Source organism: Exiguobacterium sp. R-39 (genome assembly GCF_049942815.1).
Lineage (GTDB): Bacteria > Bacillota > Bacilli > Exiguobacteriales > Exiguobacteriaceae > Exiguobacterium_A.
In genome coordinates this window covers 697,611-721,492 of record NZ_CP187965.1, presented here as the reverse complement: position 1 = coordinate 721,492, position 23,882 = coordinate 697,611, and the positions used below count along the sequence as shown (strand labels likewise).

Sequence of the window (23,882 nt, the reverse complement as noted above, 5' to 3'; positions counted from 1 at the left end):
CGAAAGGATGAGTCAGATATGGAACACGAAAAATTATATCCTGGACAAGAAGCACTGTTATACAGTCATAAAATTGTCCAATTGAGCAAAGCACTATGGAAAACGGTAGAAAAAGATTGGCAAAATTGGATCAAACCCTTTGATTTAAATATTAATGAACACCATATTTTATGGATTTCCCATGCACTGGGTGGTGCCTCGATTTCTGAAATCGCCAAATACGGTGTGATGCACGTCTCGACTGCATTCAACTTCTCTAAAAAATTAGAAGACCGTGGACTTTTGACGTTTTCAAAAAAGGAGACGGATAAACGAAATACCTACGTCCAACTGACCCCGGAAGGCGAAAGTCTGTTACTTGAGACGATTCAAGCATTCCGCCCAGAAGAGAACGGTGTTTTCCGTGCTTCGTTACCACTCCAGGAACTTTACGGTAAATTCCCAGAGCTGACAGACATATCAGCAATCGTTCGCCGTCTTTACGGCGACAGCTTCATGGACATTTTTGCCGAGACATCAAAAATGATTACAGAAGAAGCAGACCGGCGTCCACAAGACCCGGTGATCGACTCGATCAAAAAAGCATGACCTTTGCATGAATTCTTCGAGTTAACGTTCTAAGCCTTGAGGCCTAGGACGTTTTTTCTGTCTTTTGAAAGTAACGTTCCCTTTACCGTTCTGTCTCAAAACGTTGCGATGCCTCACAATTTCCCACAAAAATAGTCCTCCCCTCCTGTACTTGATGTGATAGCATGGTGTAAGAGCAAATCACTTTCGATTTTGCGGAAAGCTGTCAAGATAACGAAGATATGATATGATAGAACGGTTGAAATAAATGGTAAATTAGGGGTGTATGTATGAAAAAGAAACTTTTAAGTGTAGCAGCAGTGGCAAGTGTATTCACATTAGCAGCATGTGGTTCAAATGACGAAGCTGTCATCAACTACAAAGGTGGAGAAGTCAATAAAGCGGACGTCCAAGACGAGGCGTACCAAAAAGCAGGTGCACAAATTGCTTTCCAACAAACGATGAACAAACTGCTTGAAAAAGAATACGGTAAAAAAGTAACAGATAAAGAAGTAGAAGCTGAAGTCAAGAAAACAAAAGATCAGTTCCCAGATAAAGAACAGTTCAATACGACACTTCAAACAGCCGGTATTAAAAGCGAAAAAGAATTCGAAAAAGTGCTTCGGACACAAATGCTCTTAACAGAAGCAAAATCAGCAAAATCAAAAGTTACGGATAAAGAAATCGAAGAGCGTTTCAATCAGGAAAAAGTGGAAGTAAAAGCGAGCCACATTCTTGTTGAAAAAGAAGCAGATGCAAAAGCAATCAAGAAACAACTTGATGAAGGCGGCGATTTTGCTAAAATCGCTAAAGCTAAATCAACGGATACTGGTAGCGCAACAAAAGGTGGAGATCTTGGATACTTCACAAAAGGTAAAATGGTCGAGGAATTCGAAAATTATGCGTTCAAGGATGGCGTTGAAGGTAAAATTTCTGACCCGATCAAAACACAATTCGGATATCACATCATTAAAGTAACAGACCGTAAAGAGAAAAAAGACTTTACGCTCGAAAAAGAATCCGATCGAATCAAAAAGGCATTAGCTGAAGAAAAAGCAGCTCAAGTCAATCCAAACGACATCTACCGTTCATTGATGAAGAAGTACGACGTTAAAATCGAGAACAAAGACTTCAAGGATGCGTTTGACCTCGATAAGCAAGAACAACAACAAATGCAACAACAGATGCAACAGCAACAACAATAAGCGTAAAAATCCCTGCTTCCATCATGGAAGGCAGGGATTTTTTGGTTATGCTTTTATTCCTATTAACGAATCGGAGCCCGTTCATATTGTTTCGGTAAACTGACCTCGTCTTTGAGTTCTGCTGCCGCATGGTAGACCCAGTACGGTTGACGCAAAAGTTCACGGGCAAGCAGGATGACATCCGCCCGTTCACTGCGAATGATTTCTTCTGCAAGCGTCGCCGTCGTAATCAGACCGACGGCTCCTGTCTTGATTCCAGTGGCTTGTTTGATTTCAGCTGCATACGGCACTTGATAGCCGGGATACACATCCGGAACTGCATTGGCAACAACCGCTCCAGAACTGCAATCGAGCAAATCGATCTTTCGTTTTAACAGTTCCTCGGCTAACGGAATATAATCCGTCGCCGTCATCCCGCCTGTTGCATGGTCTGCTGCTGAAATCCGGACCCATAATGACAAGTTGGTTTTTGCTTGAACTTCATCAATGATTTCAAGCAAAAAGCGCATCCGATTTTCCATTGATCCACCGTATTGATCTTGGCGTTTATTCGACAACGGGGATAAGAATGTATTAATCAAATAGCCGTGCGCTCCATGTAATTCGATGAAATCATAACCCGCTTGTTCGACACGAAGTGCCGCCTCGACGAATTGTTGTTTGATGACATCGATTTCCTCCACAGTCAGTTCATGCGGATGGTCGTATGAATCATCAAATCCGATTGCTGATGGTGCGACAGGCGGTTTAGCCGTCGTACTTTTCCGCCCGGCGTGCGCCAGCTGAATGCCTGCTTTTGCCCCCGCCGCTTTCACTTGATCTGCAATGCGACGAAGTCCGTCGATATGTTCATCCGACCAAACACCTAGATCACCTGCTGAGATTCGTCCGTCCGGTGTGACAGCCGTTGCCTCTAAGATGACACCTCCAACGCCCCCAACAGCACGTGAGGCATAGTGTGTGACATGCCAATCGGTTACAAGGCCATCGTCTTTCGCACTATACATACACATTGGTGCCATGATGACACGATTCCGGAAGGACAGTCCCCCGATTTGGATTGCTTCGAACAGTTTGGTTTTCATGAAGTTCACTCCTCTGATCAATTTCAAATTCTTTTGAATCACTTCAAGTCATCTCTTCATAGCTTGGGACGATAAAACGATCGATTATCTAACGCAAATGACCGTTCAGAAAATTGTCCGGGCTCGACATACTCAAGCAAACGGTCCATCATCGTCATTCGCGCATCCAGATTATCAATCAAAAATAATACTTCGGCTTCACGCATCTGTGGTGCGACAGCCGATCCCCACTCCGGACGGCCATGGTGACTCAGGACTAAATGTTGTAAGACCGTCAATACTTCTGCATCGATGTGTAACTCCGCCCCGACTTTTTCCAGTTCTGCGACCATTAATGAGATATGTCCGACAAGCTTTCCGGGAAGCGTGTATTCCGGTGTCACAGGATCAGACAGCTCCTTGATTTTTGCGTAGTCATGCAGGACGACACCTGCAATCAACAAATCACGATTTAACGTAGGATAAAGACGGGCAATTTGGTCAGCCAGTTTTAGCATCGACAGGACATGATACGATAAACCGGAATAAAATGCATGGTGGTTTTTGACTGCGGCTGGATGTGTGAAATACGCATCGAAGTCCTTGATGACCAGATGCTTGACCAGCTTCTTCATCTCGGCATGTTGCATCGATTCGATGAAGCCAAGTACTTCCGTTTCAATCTGTTCCCGCGGAAGAGGAGCCGATTGAATGTAGTCTTCCACATTCGTATCGTCCAGGACAGTAATTTGCTTCAGTTTCAATTGTGTTCGTCCTCGGTAATCCATCACTTCACCTGCCGCGTGGACGATAAACTTCGGTGCATATTTTTCAAGATCACTCGTATCCCACATCTTTGTTTCAATTTCTCCCGTTTTATCTGCTAAAATCAATGTCAGATAAGGTTTTCCGTTTGCAGCAATTCCTTTTAATGCCTGCTTGATCATGACCCGTTGATCGAGCATTTCTCCAACTGCTAACTGACCGATACCTTTCATTTCACAACACATCCTTTTTATTTATCTAGACTCATTTTGATTTGGAACTGTTACATAGTTCTCTGACTGTCAGACGTCACTCTACCATTCTACTATATAGGAGCTCAAAACATGGAATCCGACTCACTCTTTACATGGCATCGTTTTTTAACACTTGCTGAATTTGAAGAATACTTTCATTCTGAAACACCAACCGATGCCTTTAAGTTGGACTGGCTGAATCAACTCTCGACAAAAGATATGAACTTTACACGTGTCGAACTCGATTTATTGTACGGCTCCATCGTAACCTGGCAAAATCCGGCTGATAAAAGTGACCGCCGCTCCATCTGTTATTATCTTTCACCTACGGAACTGATTACAATCGGCTTATCGGAACATACGGTTTCCTTAATTGAACCGTTCGAGACTACGACCCCCTTCGAAGCTTTTTATGCCCTGTTATCACTTCAAATGAATACCTATTTCCCGGGAATCGATGCTTTTGAAACCGAACTGTTTTTGAGACAAGATGAGCTTCGGGGAAGCATCGACGAAAATTCGCTTGATAGCATTTTTGGCTTACGCGATACCATCGAAAACTGGTCCGACTTGGTCGTCCCGTTCCGTGAGCTTGTTTTAGCAGGTCCCGAAGCTTTCGTTCGGCAAAATACGTATACGGAGGCTTTACCTTACCAACTGGCTGAAAAACGGGTGCAACGTCTGTTGATGCTGATTGAACACTATCAAAAAGATATTGAAGTATTGCTCGATCTGTCGACAACCGTTTCGAACTTCAGAGGAAATGAAATCATGAAAGCTTTGACGATTTTCACAGCCGTCGCCACACCGATGATGGCGCTCGGTGCGATTTGGGGAATGAATTTTAAAAACATGCCCGAACTTGACTGGAAATACGGATATGCCAGTGCCCTCTTTTTGATTTTCCTTACGACCGGCGGAATCTTTTATTGGATGAAACGCCGCGGCTGGTTAGGAGCGCTCGTCCGGATGCCGAATAAAAAATCGCGACTAAAAAAATAGATAACAGAACATAAGTTCGTTATACTAAGTGTAACGAATTAACGGATTGAAAGAAAGGAGGAGACGATGATGGGACGAAAAATCATTCATGTCGACATGGACGCGTTTTATGCTTCTGTCGAACAGCGCGATCGACCACATTTAAAAGGTGTTCCTGTCATCGTCGGTGGTCCTCCTCATGCGCGGGGTGTCGTTGCGACCTGTTCGTATGAAGCACGCAAATACGGCATTCACAGTGCGATGCCGTCACGGCGAGCGTTTCAGCTCTGTCCGCGGGCCGTTTTTCTGCGTCCCCGTTTTGAAGTGTACCGTGCGGTCAGTGCCCAAATCATGGAGTTGTTTCTTGAGATCACACCTCTTGTCGAACCGCTGTCGTTAGATGAGGCCTATCTGGACGTCACAGAAAACAACCTGCAGATGACAAGTGCGACGCATATTGCCCAGTACATCCTGGCTGAAATCAAACGACGGACAGGTTTGACTGCTTCCGCCGGCGTATCAAACTCAAAGCTTGTCGCTAAAATTGCTTCCGGCCATCAAAAGCCAAACGGATTAACCGTGTTGCCTCCGGATGATGTTTTACCTTTTTTATCCGGATTAAAGATCGGGGATTTACACGGAGTCGGAAAAGTCACGGAGCAAACACTTCAGAAACATGGTTTCCAAACGGTCGCAGATATTCAACAATCGCCGATAGCTGAACTGCGGGGATTGCTCGGTCGGGACCGGGGAACCGAACTGTATACGATGGCGCACGGTCAAGACGAGCGAATGGTCCGTCCGCACCGGGAACGGAAATCCATCGGCTCTGAAAGTACCTTCGAAGAAGATACAGAAGATATCGATACCATTTTCGAAACGCTAAAACGCGAAGCACTGTCCGTCGTCAAAACACTGAACCAAAAAGAACTGGTCTGCCGGACCGTCACGATTAAATGGAAGACTGAAGATTTCCAGTCGCGTTCTAAACGTTATACGTTTTTAGAAGAAACGGCTGATGAAGAAACGTTACTCCGGGTGACGACCAAACTGTTTAATGAAATTGAATTTAAAGGTCCGATCCGCCTGATTGGTATGAGCGTCAGTCATCTTGAAACCCCACCCCTCTCCAAACAGTTAACGTGGCAAGACATTGATTCCTACTTGTAAAATGAATATCTATTCATTACACTTAAGTTAGTCATTTCGGATAAGGAGGAATCAGCCATGCTTTATACGATTACCGCATTTTCAGATCGAGGACAAACGTTACTGGATGATACCTTTGACGCTCCCTCCGATTCTGAGGCACGTCAAGAAGGTATCCGCCGCCTGAAAGAAGCAGACTTGGAGCACCGCGGGGCACGTGTGACCCGCGCCGGACAACTGATTCATTTTGAACGGGCTTACCTCCCACGCCTGGTTCCAACGGAAAAAACATTATAAAAAAAGCCTCGTTCCGATGAAACGGAAGCGAGGCTTTCTCATGATGTTACTGAACGTCGTCTTGATTTTGTTCCATCATCGGTGCGTATAGTTCTTCGAGTGGCTTCATGATAATCTGTGTCACTTCCGTCAACATCGTGTGCATACGTTGTTCTTCCTGCATCAGTTGACCAATCAATGGATTGTTTTGGACTTCCAGCATCTTCGCTTGTGCCGATGCCATATCCTCAGGTGTGATTTCTTCACCTTGCATTTGTTTTTGTTGTAACTCAAGTTGCACGTTGCGGAATGAAGCGAATAGCTCATTTGACATTGGATCCGCATTGACTTGCGCGTACAAATCCTTCAGTGTCGTGTATTCTGATGTTTCGCGTAGTGCACGTTCTAGCGTGTAAGCATGATCGTATAAGTTTGTTTCAGACATCTTTGAACCCTCCAATTTTGTTAAACGATAAGAAGTATCGCTTGTATCATTCCAATTAAACCACCTAATAGTCCTCCAAGCCAAGTGATAGCCCGGAATTCTCTTCTTGAAATCGACAAGACGATTTCTTCCAGATACGCGGTATCGAGTAAATCGACTTCCTCCCGAACAATCGTTTCGAGATCAAGTGTCGCCATGATTCGTTCGACTTGTTCGACTAGACGGACTACCACTTGTTTAGAAAGCATCGGAACCATTTCTTGACTGATCCGGGCTTCAAGCGGTTGCAGTAGTTGATATAATTGCGTATCCCATAATTTCGTCAATGGAATACGCGTTAAGATCTCTGATTTCATCCGCTCGATGATTTGTCGTTCCGTCTCCGCTCCAAGCAGTTCTTCAACCGGCCGCTCTAGTAACACACTGATTTCTTGTTCGACCATTTCACTGATGAACTGGTGTGTCGACTTTCCTTGTATTACCCGTTTGAGTTCCGGTTGAATCATTTCCACGAGATTGACATTAGCCAGCAACATCCCGAACATGCCTCCGCCTAATTTACTTTGAATGAACTGAGCGACTGTTTCTTCCAGTTTCATTCTTCCGGCAGGACTGTCAAAGTACTGTTCGGTCTGGTGAAGTAATGCTTCAACAATCCCGGGAACCGCTGCCTTGATTTTTGTCGTTCCGCCATCCCCGATGACTTCTGTTAAACGTGCTGTTTTAATCGAAACAGCCATCGTTGCTAGTTCCTGATCAATCCGCTGTTCCATTTGATGTTGTAACTTACCTTCCGGATTCGTGACAAATCGTTCAGCAATTTCGCGAATCGTTTTCGTCGAGCGCGTCCACTTCTGTAACTCCTGCTGAATCATCCGGGTAATGGCTTCATATACGACCGGTTGCTGAAGCCGCTTGCTGATTCCTTCCGGAGTCAATAAATGTTTGACGACTGTTCGTCCGAGATTCGCCGCTAGTTCGTCACGACGTTTTGGAATTAAACCCGGTGTAAATGGAATGCGGTACTTGCCGATATACTTTGCTTCAAGCGGACGAAATAACATCCGGATTGCAAGATGATTAGTGATTGCTCCAATCAATGCTCCAATGATGATCATTCCAATCATCTTTATGACCAAATCAACTTCTACTTGCATAGATCCTCGTTCCTTCCGATTTTGGTATTGTGGTAAAGTCTTAGTAGAACTTTTTAGGGAGGCGCCTCGTATGTTACATCAATTAACCGTCTTATTTAAGGATCATCTCTCCACCGATCCTACCGTGTACTGTACCGATAAGTATACCGTATATCAGTTAGCCGATGGACTTCGTTTCGGGATTGAAAATATGATTCTTACCCCTCGTGAACTCGACTTACTCGACCTGATTGCAGAACGGGTCGTTACGTCTGATTCCGATCAGATTGTCACGTGGCGTCATCGGTTGGAACAACAGCACAGTGAAGAAGCAGACCCGTTTCGGATGATTCATTTCTTATTTGAACAACTTGACGTCCGGACCGGCGAAGATTTGCAACAACTGCTGACTTCTTTTTTTCCTCCGTCGAGTTGGATCATCCCGTTAACATCCAATCGTCTTGTCGTCATTGAACGGGAAGAGTCTGTCACAGAAAATGATTTACATGATTTTTTTACAGCTCTCCAGTCTGATTTTCTGATGGACGGCAAGGTCTTGATCGGCCAACAACGCCAATCCGGAGACCTGGCAGCTCAATTCCGGTTAGAGCAGGCTGCTTTACGTGAACTTCCCTTATTACACATTGAACGGTTCCTGCCTGCCCTGATGCGGTTGACGTTACTGTCGACAGATATCCGCGATGACTTGATCGAACGGTTCATCACACCGCTCGAACGCGAATCACGCGAGACGATTGATGCCTTTTGCCGCGCCAACTTGAATGTTTCACTGACGGCTAAACATCTCTTTTTACATCGAAACAGTCTTCAGTACCGGCTCGACCGGCTCACGGAACAGACGGAAATCGATATCCGGTCGTTCGAGGGTGCGATGTTTCTTTATACGCTTCTTCTTGTAGCATAGTGACCAAATGATAACGTTTACATTCAGGCATGTTGTCCATATGATTTTCGTACCAGTTCTCCTATACTAAGTCTTGTAAGCGTTATAGTAACCGATTACTTAATTTACAGGAGGATGTACACATGGCAGATATTCGTCTTGAGCATATTGATAAAGTTTATTCAGGAACAGCAAAAGCAGTGGATGATTTTAACCTTCATATTAAAGATAAAGAATTCATCGTTTTCGTCGGACCATCAGGTTGCGGTAAATCGACGACATTACGGATGATTGCCGGTCTCGAAGAAATTTCAGGCGGAGATTTCGTCATCGATGGAAAACGAATGAATGATGTAGCACCTAAAGATCGCGATATCGCAATGGTCTTCCAAAACTATGCCCTTTATCCACATATGAACGTATATGACAACATGGCATTTGGTCTGAAACTTCGGAAGTTCCCGAAAGACGAAATCAAACAGCGTGTCGACAATGCAGCACGTATTCTCGGACTCGAAGAATATTTGGAGCGTAAACCGAAAGCCCTCTCTGGTGGACAACGTCAGCGTGTCGCAATCGGCCGTGCCATCGTCCGTGATGCGAAAGTCTTCCTGATGGATGAGCCGCTCTCGAACTTGGATGCTAAACTACGTGTTCAGATGCGTAAGGAAATCATCCAGTTGCACAAACGTCTTGAAACGACGACGATTTATGTGACGCACGATCAGACGGAAGCGATGACCCTTGCGACTCGGATCGTCATCATGAAAGCCGGACTCATTCAACAAGTCGGAACACCAAAAGAAGTATACGACCACCCGGATAACATGTTCGTTGCTGGTTTCATCGGTTCGCCGTCAATGAACTTCCTGACAGGTAAACTCGCGGAAGACGGTCTCTTCCATGTCACAGGTACAGAAGAGAAATTTGAAGTTCCTGAAGGTAAGATGAAAGTCCTCCGCGAACGTGGCTACACAAGTAAAGATCTTGTTCTCGGAATCCGTCCGGAAGATATTCATGCTGAGTTGATCTATCAAGATACACAGACAGCTCACCGTTTCCCGGCACACATTGAAGTATCTGAGCTCATGGGAGCCGAGTCTTACCTCTATTCAAAAGTCGGTAACCAAGCGTTCACAGCACGTGTCGACTCGCGTTCACACGTCGAGATGGGTTCAGATTTAGACCTCTTCTTCGACATGACAAAAGCGCATTTCTTCGATGCAGCAACAGAAGCAACAATCCGTTAATCTTTAAGAGTTCAGTAACCGCAGTCAGGCTGTCCATTCGTGGGCAGTCTTTTTTATTGACAGACGTTCCTGTAACTTTGTATGATACTGCTTGTAGTCTTAAATTAATCCTATTCGAAAACTAGGAATTGAAATCATTTATTCATTAAAAGGAGAGAGCGCTATGAAACACGGACTAAAGCTAGCAGTAGCAGCACTATCAACAGCGGGGGTGTTAGCGGCGTGCGGCGCTTCTAACGAAGAAGCAAACAAAGACGAAAAAATCGTAACGGTCGGAACAGAAGCAACATACCCACCATTTACGTATAAAGAAAAAGGCAAACTGACAGGTTATGATATCGATGTCATGAATGAAGTCGCAAAACGTGCCGGCTATAAAGTCGAGTACAAAGCGATGGACTTTAAAGGATTGATCCCGGCACTTGATTCAAAACGGATCGACGTCATCGCAAACCAAATGGGAATCACAGATGAGCGGAAAGAAAAATATGCGTTCTCTGATGCCTATACAGTTTCCGGTTCAACAATCATCGTTAACAACAAAACAAATGACATCAAGACGCTTGACGACTTAAAAGGAAAAACAGTCGGTTCGACACAAGGTTCACTCTACGCGAAAACAGCGGAAAAAGCCGGTGCGAAAGTCAAGTACTACAAAGGTGCAAACCAAGTCTTAAAAGACCTTGAAGCAGGTCGTGTCGACGCTGCGATGAACGACCGTCTGTTTGTCCTGACAGAGCTTAAAAAAGCAGGATACAAAGTAAAAGCCGTCGGTGAGACGTTTGACAAAAACGAATCAGGTCTGATGATGGCGAAAAACAGCAAGTATGCAGAGGACTTCAACAAAGCACTCGCAGAGATGCAAAAAGACGGCACACTCGCAGATCTTGGGAAAAAATACTTTAACGAGGACATCAGTAAGTGATGGAATTGTTTACAATCGTCCGCGATAATGCGGACGTTTACGGAAAGGCGATTGGCACTACACTTCTTGCAAGTGGATTTGCCATCGTCTTTGCGCTTTTTCTTGGTCTGATTCTTGCTGTCATGCGGGATAGTCGTTTTGCCGTCTTAAGCGGCTTCGCAAGATTGTATGTTTCATTTTTCCGAGGAACGCCACTGTTACTGCAAATTCTGATTTTATACAATGGTCTCGTCGTCCTTCAACTGACCGGCTTCCAAGCGCTAGCATTTGGCCTGTCACTTCACTTCTCGGCCTACATCTCGGAATCGTTCCGGGCAGCGATTTCGTCTGTTGATCGCGGACAATGGGAAGCTGCGGATTCACTCGGAATTCCACGCCGGAAGACGTTTAAGGATGTTATCCTCCCACAAGCTCTTTCACGTGCCATTCCTCCCCTGTCGAACTCGGTTATTGATATTATCAAATCGACTTCACTCGGGACAATTGTAGCCGTTGAAGAACTGACGTATGTATCGGATCAGATTTCAGCAACAACCTATCTCGTCATGCCGTTGTTACTGTTCTCAGCTGCGATTTATTGGATCATGTCGACATTAATTCAAGCGGTGCAACATCGTCTTGAAGCCCGATTCAGTATTCCGGAATAGAATAAGTACACTTGGAATCGTTACACATTCCAAGTGTTTTTTTTAATCTTTTTCAGGTTTAATACTAGCCAACACGGGAATAATCAAGTATACTAATAAAAATCAGAATTATCTGATAACTTTAAAAGGAGCGTGGCCGAGATGAAACAAGTAATTGAAGCTTTCCGTAGACAAGATGCAGAGCAGCGGATTCCAGTGCTACGCCTCGAAATCGATTATGAGCTCAGTACGCTCTTCGATGCTATCCAGGTCCATGATCAAGCAGCTGTTACAGCCAGCAAAGAACGTTTAGATAAATATCGTCAGGAAATGCTTCGCCTCGAAGCATAACCCTATAGATACTCCCATCTCAACTCCCCCTTGAGATGGGACTTTTTTTGTAAAAAAAATAGCCCGAAGGCTATTTTTCAATCGACATCCCGTCCACGGGAAGCTTTTAAGATTTCAAACCACTGTTCACGTGACAGTTCGAGTCGGGTCGCCCGAACAGCTGATTCAATGCGGTCAATTTTTCCAGAACCGACGATTGGCATGATCCGTGCCGGATGTTTGAGCAACCAAGCATAGGCTACTTCATCGATTGCTTCTGCACCGATGTCATGTCCGATTTCCTCGAGCTTGTCGCGAAGCGGCGCAAACTGCTCATCTTTGAATAATCGCCCTCCAGCTAGTGGACTCCACGCCATGAGCGGCATTTCATTTTCGTGGCATAGATCAACAGAACCGTCTTCGAAGTGCTTCAGTTCTGCAACAGACAGTTCAAGCTGATTTGTGACGAGCATGAACGGCAGTCGTGATTGAATCAGACTTTGCTGTGCCGGTGTATGGTTTGACAAACCAAACGTCCGGACTTTTCCTGACTCTTTCAGCTCAACGAAGGCTTCTGCAATTTCGTTAGGATCCATCAATGGATCCGGACGATGGATTAATAACGTATCAATGTAGTCGACACCCAGTTCCTTTAATGAACGTGTCGCGTGTTCAATGATATGTTCTTTTGTTGTATCATAAAATGATAGTTTTTGATCCGAGAAGTAGTTTCCCTTCATCTTGATTCCTGTTTTTGTGACGATTTCCATCCGTTCGCGGAGTTCAGGTTTGAGAGCCAGTGCTTCACCGAACAACCCTTCGTTCGTATAATCGCCGTAGATGTCGGCGTGGTCGAATGTTGTGATGCCGAGAGCCAAACATTGTTCAATCAGTTCAAGACGCTGCTCTGCAGTCATTTCCCATTCGTTTAATCGCCATAAACCATGTATGACCCTTGAAAATGAAAGATCTTCTGTTAACTGTATCCGTTCCATCATTACTCATCTCCCTATCTCTATATGATGCTTCATCGTTCACTTTACATGAAATTGGTAACGGTTGCACGAGTTACGCCCTCTCATAAAAAAAACCGGCAAGAGTTTCCTCTTTACCGGTTTTTAATTGGAACGCAGGCCTTACTGAATCTGTTCCACTTCTTGCATGACTTCATCTTCAATCATCTGACGTTTACGTGTTGTCTCTGCAGCATCGGGTGATGTCACACTGAAATAGAATTTAATTTTCGGTTCAGTCCCGGATGGGCGAAGGCAGAACCACGAACCGTCTTCTAACGTAAATTTCAAGACATTTGATTTTGGAAGGTTAATCGGTGATGGTGTATGCTGTACCAAATCATGCGAAATGCTTGCATCATAGTCTTCAAATAAGACGACTTTTTCACCGGCCACTTGTTTTGGCGGATGCTCACGGAATGTATCCATGATCCGGCCGATTTGTGCTACACCGTCTTTCCCTTTTAGTGTCAATGAACGAAGTGACTCTTCAAAGTAACCGAACTGTTCATAGATGGCTTGTAACGCCTCATAGAGCGTCCGTCCTTCTTTCTTGTGATACGCTGTCATCTCAGCAGCAAGCAGGCAGGCCTGGACGGCATCCTTGTCACGGCAGAAATCTCCAATCAGGTAGCCATAACTTTCTTCATAACCAAACAGATATTCATATTCTCCGGATTCATTGTATTGTTTGATTTTTTCACCGATGAATTTAAATCCTGTTAACGTATTCTCAACATGCAAGTCGTAATGTCTTGCAATCAAAGCACCAAGTTCCGATGTGACAATCGTTTTCGCGACAAAACCATTTTTCGGTAATGTGCCTTGTACCGCTTTTTGAGACAAGATGTAATCAAGCAGTAACGCACCTGTCTGGTTTCCCGTGAGGACGACCCATTCTCCTTCCGCATCACGTGTCGCAACACCGACACGGTCGGCATCCGGGTCTGTCGCAAGCAACACATCCGCATCGACACGATCTCCGTACTCGATAGCCAACTTAAATGCCGCATGCTCTTCCGGATTCGGAGAAGATACTGTCGGGAAGGCGCCATCCGGTTTCGCTTGTTCTTCGACGACCGTTACATGCTCAAAACCATAATTCTTTAATCCTACCGTGACCGGTACAAGGCCTGTCCCGTGAAGCGGAGTAAAGACAATCTTTAAAGGTGCTGTCAACTCGTCCTGAATCGTCGGTAACACACGAATTGTTTTTAATTGTTCCTGGTACGCGTCATCCAGCTGTTCTCCGACACGAACAATCAATCCGTTCGCGCGCAAGATTTCTTCCGCTTCAAGCTCGATTAAAAGTTCGTCCTCGACTTGATCGACGTAAGAGACAAGATCATCCGCTTCTTTTGGCGGCAACTGTCCACCATCATTCCCGTAGACTTTGTAGCCGTTATATTCCGGTGGATTGTGACTCGCCGTAATGACGATTCCGCCTGCTGCCCGGAGTTCGCGCACGGCAAATGACAATTCAGGTGTTGGACGGAGTCCGTCGAACAAGTACGCTTTAATCCCGTTACTGGCAAGCGTCTTCGCTGCTTCTAATGCAAACTCCGGAGAGTAATGACGGGAGTCATGTGCGATGACGATTCCCTGCCCGACTGCTTCCGCTCCTTCTGCCTTGATAAAGTCAGCAAACCCTTGTGAGGCTTTACGCACCGTGTAGACATTCATCCGGTTCGTCCCGACACCGATCTCACCACGCATACCGCCTGTCCCGAATTCCAACTCTTTGTAAAAGGCTTCTTCGGCTGCTTTGTCGTCTGCCGCAAGCGCCGTCATTTCTTCTTTTAGTTCAGTTTCTAATCCTGCGAACTGATTCCATTTTTGATACGTCTCTTTCCATGACATGTAGTGTCCACTCCTTTAAGTTTGTTTGTACGAGATATTTGTTACGACTTGCGATAAAACGGTACCTTTCATATGATTACTTTAGAAAGGGTCAAGGTGATGTTCATGTTTCCAACCATTCAAATGACTGACTTGCAACAACTTGTCCATACGGATCAGATTCGCTGGTTTGATTGTCGCTATGATTTGCAGCAACCCGATTATGGTCGTGATGCGTTTAGGGAAAGCCATGTCGCGGGCGCACAGTATTTAGATTTATCTACTGATTTATCAGGACCACGTTCCGAAACGGGCGGACGCCATCCACTGCCTTCAAAGGAGCAATGGATCCACACGTTGGAGTCACTCGGGGTCCAGCGCGATGATTTCATCGTCCTTTATGATGATGGCTTCCCTTACGCAGCACGTGCCTGGTGGCTCTTTAAATGGGCCGGGCATGAACGTGTCGTCGTCCTTGAAGGCGGACTGTCATCTTATCTCGCATTTGACTTCCCCATGAGTACGGAATCAACTGTTTTAAAAAAATCAACTTATCAAGCCGACTTTAAAGACGACATGCTGATTCAATATGAAGAGGTTAAAAATCGTCCGGCAGAAACCTATCTCGTGGATTCCCGGTCACCGGATCGATTTCATGGTCAAAACGAAACGATTGATCCCGTCGCCGGTCACATTCCGGGGGCCGTGAATTGCTTCTTCGAAAAGGCAATCTCACCAGACCGCCGCTTGAAAGATGCGGAAGATTTGAAGGAATTGTACGCTGATCTGCTCGAAGCGGAATCTCCAATTCTTTATTGCGGCAGCGGCGTGACCGCTTGCGTCAATGTCCTTGCCTTGCACGCTTTAGGGAAAACCGATGTCCGGCTCTATGCAGGATCGTACAGCGACTGGATCAGCCAAACGGATGAAGTCGCACGATAACGTACACGAAAGTCCGATTTCCATCGGACTTTTTTTAGATTTGTACCGGTTTGATGTTCCAAATGGCATTGGCATATTCTTTAATGGTCCGGTCGCTCGAGAAGACGCCCGATTTCCCGATATTCATGATGACCATCTTGTACCATTTTTCAGTGTCCTGATAGGCACGCCCGATTCTTTCCTGTGCTTGTTGGTACGATAAGAAATCTTTTAAAATCAAGTATTCATCATTGTACGTCAACAGTGAATCATAAATTGCCTGGAACTCACCTGTCGGGAAAAGCGATCCGTCCACAAGTCCGTCGATTACGCGACGAAGTTCAGGTTGTGCACTGTATTGATCGTACGCACTGTAGCCGCCATATTTTTTATAGTTCATGACTTCTTGTGGGGTCAGTCCAAAAATGAAGATGTTTGGATCTTCCACCTCATCGCGAATCTCAATGTTCGCACCGTCCAGTGTCCCGATCGTCAAGGCGCCGTTCATCATGAATTTCATGTTTCCCGTTCCTGACGCCTCATAGCTCGCTGTCGAAATTTGTTCACTGACATCACTTGCCGGGAAAATCTTTTCTGCAAGCGAGACACGATAATTCTCAAGGAATACGACTTTCATATAAGGGCTGACATCCGGATCCGAGTTAATCAGTTTCGCTAAAGAATTGATATAACGGATGACTTCTTTGGCATAATGATAGCCCGGGGCCGCCTTTGCCCCAAAAATAAAGGTCCGTGGCGTCATTTGGAACGATTGATCTTCTTTTAGACGGTAGTACAACGAATGAATATGAAGCGCGTTAAGTAATTGTCGTTTATACGCATGAAGCCGTTTGACTTGCACATCAAAAATCGAATGTGGATCTACAACGATTCCCGTCTCATTCTCAATCAACTCTGCCAATTCTTTTTTACTCGCCAACTTGATTGCCTGGATATCCTGTTGAAGCGTGGTATCCTCTGCGAATTTCGTCAGTTTTTGTAAATCAGACGGATGATTGATCCAACTGTCCCCGATTGCTTCCGTTACACGATTTGCAAGTGCCGGATTCGATAACAGGAACCAGCGTCGATGTGTGATTCCGTTCGTTTTATTATTGAAGCGAAGCGGGAACATCTCATAAAACAAACGCATTTCGCGTTGCTTGAGGATTTCCGTATGGATTTGGGCTACACCGTTCGTCGAGTGGGTACCGACGACGGCTAAGTTCGCCATGTTGATCATCCCGTCCGCAATAATGGCAATTTCACGCATATTCGCTTCCAGATGTGGATAATTATCAAGGACATCCTTACAGAATCGACGGTTGATTTCTTCGACGATTAGATAAATGCGCGGCAATAGATTGCGGAACAGATCAACCGGCCAGCGTTCCAAAGCTTCCGAAAGCAATGTATGGTTTGTAAAGGACATGACACTTTTCGTAATCCGCCATGATTCCTCCCAAGAATATTCCTCTTCATCAATCAAAATCCGCATCAATTCAGGAATCGCAACGACCGGATGCGTATCGTTGATATGAATCGCAATTTGATTTCCTAAATGCTTCAGCGATGTGTTTCGTTTTTTATGTGACAATAAGATACTCCGGAGTCCTGCCGAGACGAAGAAATACTGCTGCTTCAGACGTAAGACTTTGCCTTCATATGTCGTATCATCCGGATATAAGAATTCAGAAATCGTCTGAATGGCTTGTTTGTGACTGAGTAAGTCTTTGTAGTTGCCGCGGTGTTGGCTTAACAGTTCATCGTCGTCATACGGTGATTCAGCACTCCATAGACGTAAGTTATTGACGATGCCGTTCTGATAACCGACGATCGGCATGTCATACGGAACAGCACGAACGATTTCTGCCGGTTCATGATGAACACGATACTTGCCGCCTTCCACTTCCTCCAACCACACGTTTCCTCCGAACGGAATATCGACCGCTTTGTCGGAACGACGGATTTCCCACATGTTGCCGTTCTTCAACCAGTTATCCGGAAGTTCGACTTGGTAGCCGTCGATGATTTTTTGCTTAAATAATCCATATTGATAGCGGATGCCGTTTCCATGGCCCGGTAAGCCGAGTGCTGCGAGTGAATCAAGGAAACAGGCTGCTAAACGACCGAGTCCTCCATTCCCAAGACCCGGTTCCGGTTCTTCTTCCGTCAAATCAGCCAAATCATAGCCGAGTTCTGAAAGACCGCTTCGTACCTCTTCTAACACATCGAGACTCAACAAGTTATTGTAGAGGAATCGACCAAGTAAAAATTCAAGTGAAAAATAATAGACTTGTTTACTTTTTTTATGGATGTAAGCTTCTTTCGTCCGCATCCAATCCGTTGTGACGTATTCCCGTACCATATAGGCTAACGTTTGATAAACGTCATTTTCTGTTGCATCATCCAATGCTTTACCATGCATGGAAATAAACCGCTCATTAAACCTCTTCTTGAACTTCTCTTTGTCTTGGAACATCTAAAAACCCCATTTCCCGTAATCCCCTTCAGTCAACAGACGGTGCGATTAAACGATAGAGCGCCAAATATTCATCAGCGGAGCGAATCCAGCTAAAGTCTTCTTGCATCGCTGTTTCGATCAGATGTTTGAATACAGGTTTATCATGATACGTCTCAATCGTCCGTTTAATTGCATCCAGGAACTCTTGCGCATTATAATTCGAGAACGAGAAGCCATTTCCCTCTAAAGTGAACTGATTAAATGGTTGGACAGTGTCACGCAAGCCACCGGTTTCCCGAACAATCGGCAACGAACCGTACTTCATCGAGATCAATTGACTAAGGCCACACGGTTCGAAACGTGACGGCATCAAGAAGGCGTCACTGCCGGCATAAATCCGTTGGGCGAGTCCGACATCAAAACCGATGTAGGAAGCTACCTTGTCCGGACGAATCGTTGACGCATGCTGGAACAACCCTTCATACTCCGCTTCTCCCGAACCAAGAATGATGAACTGTGCATCGAGTTCGAACAGATCAGGCAGGATATGGGCGAGTAAATCGATTCCCTTTTGATCGACAAGACGTGAGACAAAGCCAAATAACGGCACATCCGGATTGACCGGTAAGCCAAGTTCCTGTTGTAAGGCTGCCTTGTTCACTGCTTTACCTTCTTCAACCGTCTTCACATCATAGTTTTCTACCAGATGTTCATCCGTATCCGGACTGAACTGTCTGTAATCAATTCCGTTCAAAATTCCTCGGACGTCGACGGCACGGTGTTGTAAGACCGGTTCCAGTGTTTCCCCGTAGTAGGGATCCATGATTTCATCACGGTAAGACGGGCTGACAGTAGTAATTTGATTGGCATGGACAAGACCAGCCTTCATATAGTTGACGAGACCGTTATGGGCGATTCCGTCTGCAGTGAAGTGTTCGTGACTAAGACCAAGCAGATCACCCAGTACTTCTTCCGGGAAGACACCTTGATATTGCAGGTTATGGATGGTAAAGACCGTTTTGATTTCCTGATAACGGTTGAGATGCTGATAATGAATCCGTAAGAAAGCCGGTAAGACGCCGGTTTGCCAATCATGACAATGGATGACATCCGGTACTTCCTCTGCATCGACACGTTGAATCATTTCAAGGACCGCTCTTGAGAAGTACGCAAAACGCTCCGCATCGTCATAATGACCATAAATTACACCATCGCGCTTGAAGTAGTATTCATTGTCGATGAAATAAAACGTCACACCGTCTTGTTTTAGACGCAAGACTGCTCCAAATTGTTGACGCCATCCGACCGGGACGATGAAATCAAATAAAAATTCCATCTCTTGTTTGTATTGTTCTTTAATTTGACCGTAGTTCGGTAAAATGACCGAAACTTCCGCACCCTCTTCAGCAAGCGCTAAAGGGAGCGAGCCGACGACGTCAGCTAGCCCCCCTGTCTTGATGAATGGTGTCGCTTCTGTGGCAGCAAACCATACCTTCATAATGACATCCCCTTTTAAACGATTGTTTGTTTCTTGATGACAATCGGTTCTTCAGCCGTTCCACGGATGACTTGTCCGCGTTTCACTGTTACCTCTTTGTCAAGGATCGCGTATTCAACGACTGCGCCTTCTTCGATGACTGATTTTTGCATGATGATCGAGTTTTTAATACGCGCATGTTTTCCGACTTTGACACCACGGAAGAGGATGCTGTCCGTTGCCGTTCCCTCTAGCTTACATCCGTTCGCAACAAGTGAATTCTTGATTGTAGATCCCGGTAAGTAACGTGTCGGTGGTTCGTGTTTGATTTTCGTGTAAACGTGTTGGAAGTCGTTGATTGCTCCCCACTGTTCGAGTAACAGCATGCTTTCACGGTAGTACGAACGAAGGGAATGAATCACTTGTGATGTACCTGTGTATTCATAACCATGGACATGAAGTCGGTTTAATTGAGAACGAATGATGCTTTGAAGCAAATCATATTCCCCGCGACCGATTGCTTCGTCAACGAGACGGACGAACAAGTTTTTTGACAGGACAACTGTTTCCATGTAGAACGTCTCATCCGATGGTTCATACCCGCGTGAACCGATTGCCGTCACACGGTTCTGTTCACTAAAACGAATCGGACGGCAATAGTTACACGGCAAATCACGCTTCGTATAAACGACCGTAATATCGGCATTGGATGATTTATGTTCACGCAGCACATCGCGATAATCAACAGCGGATAAAATATTTGATCCTGTAATCACGACGTAGTTCTCTTTACTGCGTAAAAAGAAGTCGCGGTGTAAATGGAAGTTTGATAAATCACCACGGAATTCATGGGCATCTTGTGATAAAGCCGGCGGGAAGATGTATAATCCGCCGTTTGACCGGTCCAAGTCCCACTCTTTGCCGGATCCAAGATGATCCATCATGGCCCGGTATTTTTCAAGTGTAAAGACACCGATATTCGCAATCTCATTTTGAACCATGTTTGTTAATGTGAAATCGATGAGTCGATAACGACCTGCGAATGGTACGGCAGCCAAGTTGCGGTGTTCCGTCAATTCTTTAAAGAATCCTTCTTCACCGCTCAGATTGATGACTCCTAGTAAATCTGTTTTCATCGGTACTTCCCCCTTATTGGATCGCTTCTTTGATGACTTCATTTTTCGGAATGACACTGTTCGCTTCGATGACAAAGACTTCGCCGTTCGGTGTTCCGATTGTTGCCCCGTCTTCTACGACGACGCCGTCTGCGAGAATCGCTCGGTGAATCGTGACGTCTTTACCGATCTTAACGTTCGGGAAGATGACCGAATCCTTCACAAGTGAACCTTCTGCGACGTCAACGCCGTAAAAGAGAACCGAATGATTGATTTCGCCTTCGATATGGCATCCTTCGTTGATGATCGAAGTATCGATTGAAGCATTGTTCCCGATGTACTGTGGTTGTTGATTTGGATTGACGGAGTGTACTTTCCAAGACGGTTCATACAAATCAAACTCCGGATCCGCTGCAAGTAAATCCATGTTGGCTTCCCAAAGTGATTGGATTGTTCCGACGTCTTTCCAGTATCCCTTGAATTTATAGGCACGAATATTTAGGTTTTCAAATAGCATGTTCGGAATGATGTTTTTCCCGAAGTCAAAGCTTGATTCTGCATCCCCGGCATCTTGAATCAAGTGACGTTTCAAGACATCCCAGTTAAAGACGTAAATTCCCATCGAAGCCAGGTTTGATTTCGGATTTTCCGGTTTTTCTTCAAATTCATTGATTCGAAGATCTTCGTCCGTATTCAGGATCCCGAAGCGCGGTGCTTCTTCCCAAGGGACTTCGCGAACAGAAATCGTGACGTCTGCTCCCCCTTGACGATGTTCCTCAATCATTTTTTCGTAATCCATTTTGTAGATGTGATCCCCTGACAATACAAGCACATAATCTGGATCGTATTGGTTGATGTAACTCATATTCCGGTAGATGGCATTCGCCGTTCCTTCATACCAGTTTTTCCCGTTTTGGGCTTGGTATGGTGGCAGGATCGTTAATCCACCGTTACGGCGGTCAAGATCCCAGGCACTTCCGATTCCAAGATAGCGGTTCAGTTCAAGTGGTTCATATTGCGTCAAGACTCCTACTGTGTCGATTCCTGAGTTCGTACAGTTAGATAACGGGAAATCAATGATTCGATATTTCCCTCCAAACGCGACCGCCGGTTTTGCAGTGTGTTTCGTAAGTGCTCCTAGACGTTTTCCTTCTCCGCCAGCAAGCAACATCGCGACGACATTCTTTTTAGCCATTTCGTCCCCTCCAGTTTGTGCTCTTTTTGTCCATCAATCATGTGTTTTAATTTATACAGATACTCTTATATACCCACCTTTTCTCTTTTTAATATAACATTCCTGCAAAATAGGTTTATTAAAATACAAATTTCTTAAATTTCTCTACTGTTTTCTCCATAAAAGACCGATAATAGGAATGAAATGCCGTTTGAAAGGAGTTTTCATGAGAATCACGACCGGATACACCTTAGTGTTGGCTTTAGCTTTTAGTTTAGTACTAACACTTTTTTCAGTTCGTAATCAGTTGGATCTTGCCCAGGATTTGTTCCGTTGGGCAGATCAAAAAACGACTGATCGCCCCCTCGCATCGTATCAACCGATTACTGTCACGTACCAAAAAGAACGCCTCGAGCTTTATGACGGGTTACGCCGGAATGATTTGAAAGCAAATGCTTTACCGCCAAAGGTCGAGCAGGCTTTCATTGCAATTGAAGACCGGCGATTTTATCAACATGACGGTTATGATATCACCGGTATTTTGCGAGCGTTTACAGAAAATCAATCCGGCGATAACAAAGGTCAAGGCGGGAGTACCATCACCCAGCAACTGGCACGGATGACTTATCTTTCCACAGAAAAAACCTATACTAGAAAAATAAAAGAAATTTTGATTGCGATCGAATTGGAACAAAAATATTCAAAAAAAGAGCTTTTAACGGCGTATGTCAATCAAGCTTATTTTGCGAATAATATCTACGGCATCGAACTCGCAGCAACATCCTATCTTGGAAAACATGCAAAAGATTTAAACTGGGCGGAAGTCAGCTATTTGGCTTCGATTCCAAACAATCCGTCTCTTTACAATCCATTGCGGTTTCCGAAAAATACAAGCAAACGCCAACAACGCATTTTAAAAGCTTTGCAGCAGACGCAAAACATTTCAAACAAAGCCCGGAAGCAGTCGGTCAACCTTTCGTTTCATAAGCCGACCATCCGGTATCCTGATTACATTGATGCCAGCGTATCAGAAGCAATCCGCCAAACAGCCGCTTTAAAAAATTTGAGCATGTCACAGGCTGAACAGTATTTACATCAACATGGCGCCGTCATTCAGACTTATCTTGATCCGGCAGAACAGACGCGGGCCAAACAAGCGATTCAACAACTCCCCCAACCGATTGAAGGCGCTTACGTCGGAATCGATGGAGATACACGTGGTGTAACAGCACTTGTCGGCAACAAGTCCAATGTACCGGGACAGCTCAACCGGGCGGTTCAGTCTTACCGTCAGCCTGGGTCAACGTTGAAACCATTACTTGTTTATGGTCCCTACCTTGAAAAGACGAAAAAAACATTAACGAGTCGATTGGACGGAAGTCCTGTTTGTTTTGACGGGTACTGTCCGCAAAACAGTAACAACCGGATTCTCGGAAGCGTGACGATTGCTGATGCGATTGCTTACTCCTACAATACACCAGCCTTACGTGCTTTTTCTGTTTCGTTTAATGAAGGATTGAAGACGATCCGACCGTTCCGGTTCAGTCAATGGACGGAAGAAGATAATTCCTACAACAGTGCATTAGGCGGGTTGAAGTATGGCGTCAGTCCACTTGAACTGACTAGTGCCTATACAACCTTTGTCAATGATGGACTTTACAGTCCCTCTTCGATGATCCGCACCATCACGACGGATCAGGGAGCACTTTACCGGCATACGATGTCAACGGACCGGATCTGGTCGAGCCGGACAAACCAATTACTGCGCAAAGGGCTCCACAACGTCATGACCTATGGAACAGGACGCTTGGGTTATGATTCTAATCCTGCCTATACAGGAGGCAAGACCGGTACGACAAATGACAATAAAGACATGTGGTTTGTCGGCATAAAGAATCAACATGTCGGAGGAATCTGGCTTGGGGCAGATATTCCCCGTGCCTTCCCAAGCGAAGCGAACAGTACATTACAGGTCAGAACGTGGGCTTCGATTGTCCAATGA

22 protein-coding genes are annotated in these 23,882 nt (G+C 45.2%); 12 read left to right on the top strand and 10 right to left on the bottom strand.

Annotated features, from left to right (window positions below; translation table 11 throughout):
- The first annotated feature begins 18 nt into the window (after positions 1–18).
- Positions 19–588, top strand: coding sequence for an HTH-type transcriptional regulator Hpr (locus tag ACP26N_RS03770; protein ID WP_012369593.1), 570 nt, complete (start codon positions 19–21; stop codon positions 586–588).
- A gap of 269 nt (positions 589–857) precedes the next feature.
- Positions 858–1,772, top strand: a complete 915-nt coding sequence (locus tag ACP26N_RS03765) for a peptidylprolyl isomerase (protein WP_131503863.1) — start codon at positions 858–860, stop codon at positions 1,770–1,772.
- A 62-nt stretch (positions 1,773–1,834) separates the two neighbouring features.
- Here the strand turns inward: ACP26N_RS03765 and namA are convergent, their stop codons facing one another.
- Both namA and ACP26N_RS03755 read right to left on the bottom strand, forming a co-directional pair.
- The gene (namA, locus tag ACP26N_RS03760) at positions 1,835–2,857 is read right to left on the bottom strand and encodes an NADPH dehydrogenase NamA (protein WP_131973264.1); all 1,023 of its coding nucleotides are present in this window, start codon (positions 2,855–2,857) and stop codon (positions 1,835–1,837) included.
- A 56-nt stretch (positions 2,858–2,913) separates the two neighbouring features.
- Positions 2,914–3,834: an HD domain-containing protein gene (locus ACP26N_RS03755; RefSeq protein ID WP_131503861.1), complete on the bottom strand. Its 921-nt coding sequence runs from the start codon at positions 3,832–3,834 to the stop codon at positions 2,914–2,916.
- Positions 3,835–3,945: 111 nt separating this feature from the next.
- On the opposite strand from ACP26N_RS03755, the gene ACP26N_RS03750 reads away from it, so the two are divergent.
- From ACP26N_RS03750 to ACP26N_RS03740, 3 genes are all read left to right on the top strand, one after another.
- Positions 3,946–4,857 carry a magnesium transporter CorA family protein gene (locus ACP26N_RS03750; protein ID WP_131503860.1) on the top strand — a complete coding sequence of 304 codons (912 nt, stop codon included), beginning with the start codon at positions 3,946–3,948 and terminating at the stop codon, positions 4,855–4,857.
- A 69-nt stretch (positions 4,858–4,926) separates the two neighbouring features.
- Entirely contained in the window at positions 4,927–6,006 is a 1,080-nt protein-coding gene (gene dinB, locus ACP26N_RS03745; protein WP_251135825.1) for a DNA polymerase IV, read from the top strand.
- Between the two features lie 57 nt (positions 6,007–6,063).
- Positions 6,064–6,282, top strand: coding sequence for a YhzD family protein (locus ACP26N_RS03740; protein WP_131503858.1), 219 nt, complete (start codon positions 6,064–6,066; stop codon positions 6,280–6,282).
- A gap of 46 nt (positions 6,283–6,328) precedes the next feature.
- Here ACP26N_RS03740 and ACP26N_RS03735 read toward each other — a convergent pair whose 3' ends face one another.
- Complete coding sequence (locus ACP26N_RS03735) at positions 6,329–6,706, bottom strand: YlbF family regulator (RefSeq protein WP_012369586.1); 378 nt, start codon at positions 6,704–6,706, stop codon at positions 6,329–6,331.
- Between the two features lie 20 nt (positions 6,707–6,726).
- Positions 6,727–7,863, bottom strand: a complete 1,137-nt coding sequence (locus ACP26N_RS03730) for a DUF445 family protein (protein ID WP_131503857.1) — start codon at positions 7,861–7,863, stop codon at positions 6,727–6,729.
- Positions 7,864–7,933: 70 nt separating this feature from the next.
- Between ACP26N_RS03730 and ACP26N_RS03725 the strand changes: the two genes are divergently transcribed.
- The 5 genes from ACP26N_RS03725 (at position 7,934) to ACP26N_RS03705 (ending at position 11,898) form a co-directional block, all read left to right on the top strand.
- Positions 7,934–8,767 (top strand): PucR family transcriptional regulator, encoded by an 834-nt coding sequence (locus tag ACP26N_RS03725; RefSeq protein ID WP_426354813.1) that lies wholly within the window; start codon positions 7,934–7,936, stop codon positions 8,765–8,767.
- A 122-nt stretch (positions 8,768–8,889) separates the two neighbouring features.
- Complete coding sequence (locus ACP26N_RS03720) at positions 8,890–9,996, top strand: ABC transporter ATP-binding protein (protein WP_026829104.1); 1,107 nt, start codon at positions 8,890–8,892, stop codon at positions 9,994–9,996.
- Between the two features lie 163 nt (positions 9,997–10,159).
- Positions 10,160–10,921 carry a transporter substrate-binding domain-containing protein gene (locus ACP26N_RS03715; protein ID WP_131973266.1) on the top strand — a complete coding sequence of 254 codons (762 nt, stop codon included), beginning with the start codon at positions 10,160–10,162 and terminating at the stop codon, positions 10,919–10,921.
- Positions 10,921–11,568, top strand: coding sequence for an amino acid ABC transporter permease (locus ACP26N_RS03710; protein ID WP_114596516.1), 648 nt, complete (start codon positions 10,921–10,923; stop codon positions 11,566–11,568). The genes ACP26N_RS03715 and ACP26N_RS03710 overlap by 1 nt, the downstream gene beginning before the upstream one ends.
- A 141-nt stretch (positions 11,569–11,709) precedes the next feature.
- On the top strand, positions 11,710–11,898 hold the full coding sequence (locus ACP26N_RS03705) for a hypothetical protein (protein ID WP_012369580.1): 189 nt from the start codon (positions 11,710–11,712) through the stop codon (positions 11,896–11,898).
- Positions 11,899–11,975: 77 nt separating this feature from the next.
- Here ACP26N_RS03705 and ACP26N_RS03700 read toward each other — a convergent pair whose 3' ends face one another.
- Both ACP26N_RS03700 and ACP26N_RS03695 read right to left on the bottom strand, forming a co-directional pair.
- Positions 11,976–12,872, bottom strand: a complete 897-nt coding sequence (locus tag ACP26N_RS03700) for an aldo/keto reductase (protein WP_165871667.1) — start codon at positions 12,870–12,872, stop codon at positions 11,976–11,978.
- Between the two features lie 141 nt (positions 12,873–13,013).
- A complete protein-coding gene (locus ACP26N_RS03695; RefSeq protein WP_426354810.1) occupies positions 13,014–14,750 on the bottom strand; it encodes a phospho-sugar mutase in 1,737 nt (578 codons plus the stop codon).
- A 105-nt stretch (positions 14,751–14,855) separates the two neighbouring features.
- Here ACP26N_RS03695 and ACP26N_RS03690 point away from each other — a divergent pair, with 105 nt between their 5' ends.
- The gene (locus ACP26N_RS03690; RefSeq protein ID WP_251138686.1) at positions 14,856–15,671 is read left to right on the top strand and encodes a sulfurtransferase; all 816 of its coding nucleotides are present in this window, start codon (positions 14,856–14,858) and stop codon (positions 15,669–15,671) included.
- Between the two features lie 34 nt (positions 15,672–15,705).
- Here ACP26N_RS03690 and ACP26N_RS03685 read toward each other — a convergent pair whose 3' ends face one another.
- From ACP26N_RS03685 to ACP26N_RS03670, 4 genes are read right to left on the bottom strand one after another with little or no spacing between them, the layout of a single operon-like run.
- Positions 15,706–18,132 (bottom strand): glycogen/starch/alpha-glucan phosphorylase, encoded by a 2,427-nt coding sequence (locus tag ACP26N_RS03685; protein ID WP_114596520.1) that lies wholly within the window; start codon positions 18,130–18,132, stop codon positions 15,706–15,708.
- Between the two features lie 28 nt (positions 18,133–18,160).
- On the bottom strand, positions 18,161–19,612 hold the full coding sequence (gene glgA / locus ACP26N_RS03680) for a glycogen synthase GlgA (protein WP_188005196.1): 1,452 nt from the start codon (positions 19,610–19,612) through the stop codon (positions 18,161–18,163).
- A 14-nt stretch (positions 19,613–19,626) separates the two neighbouring features.
- Positions 19,627–20,727: a glucose-1-phosphate adenylyltransferase subunit GlgD gene (gene glgD, locus ACP26N_RS03675; protein WP_131973269.1), complete on the bottom strand. Its 1,101-nt coding sequence runs from the start codon at positions 20,725–20,727 to the stop codon at positions 19,627–19,629.
- 13 nt (positions 20,728–20,740) lie between these two features.
- The gene (locus ACP26N_RS03670) at positions 20,741–21,901 is read right to left on the bottom strand and encodes a glucose-1-phosphate adenylyltransferase (protein WP_131503848.1); all 1,161 of its coding nucleotides are present in this window, start codon (positions 21,899–21,901) and stop codon (positions 20,741–20,743) included.
- 205 nt (positions 21,902–22,106) lie between these two features.
- On the opposite strand from ACP26N_RS03670, the gene ACP26N_RS03665 reads away from it, so the two are divergent.
- Complete coding sequence (locus tag ACP26N_RS03665; RefSeq protein ID WP_426354809.1) at positions 22,107–23,882, top strand: transglycosylase domain-containing protein; 1,776 nt, start codon at positions 22,107–22,109, stop codon at positions 23,880–23,882.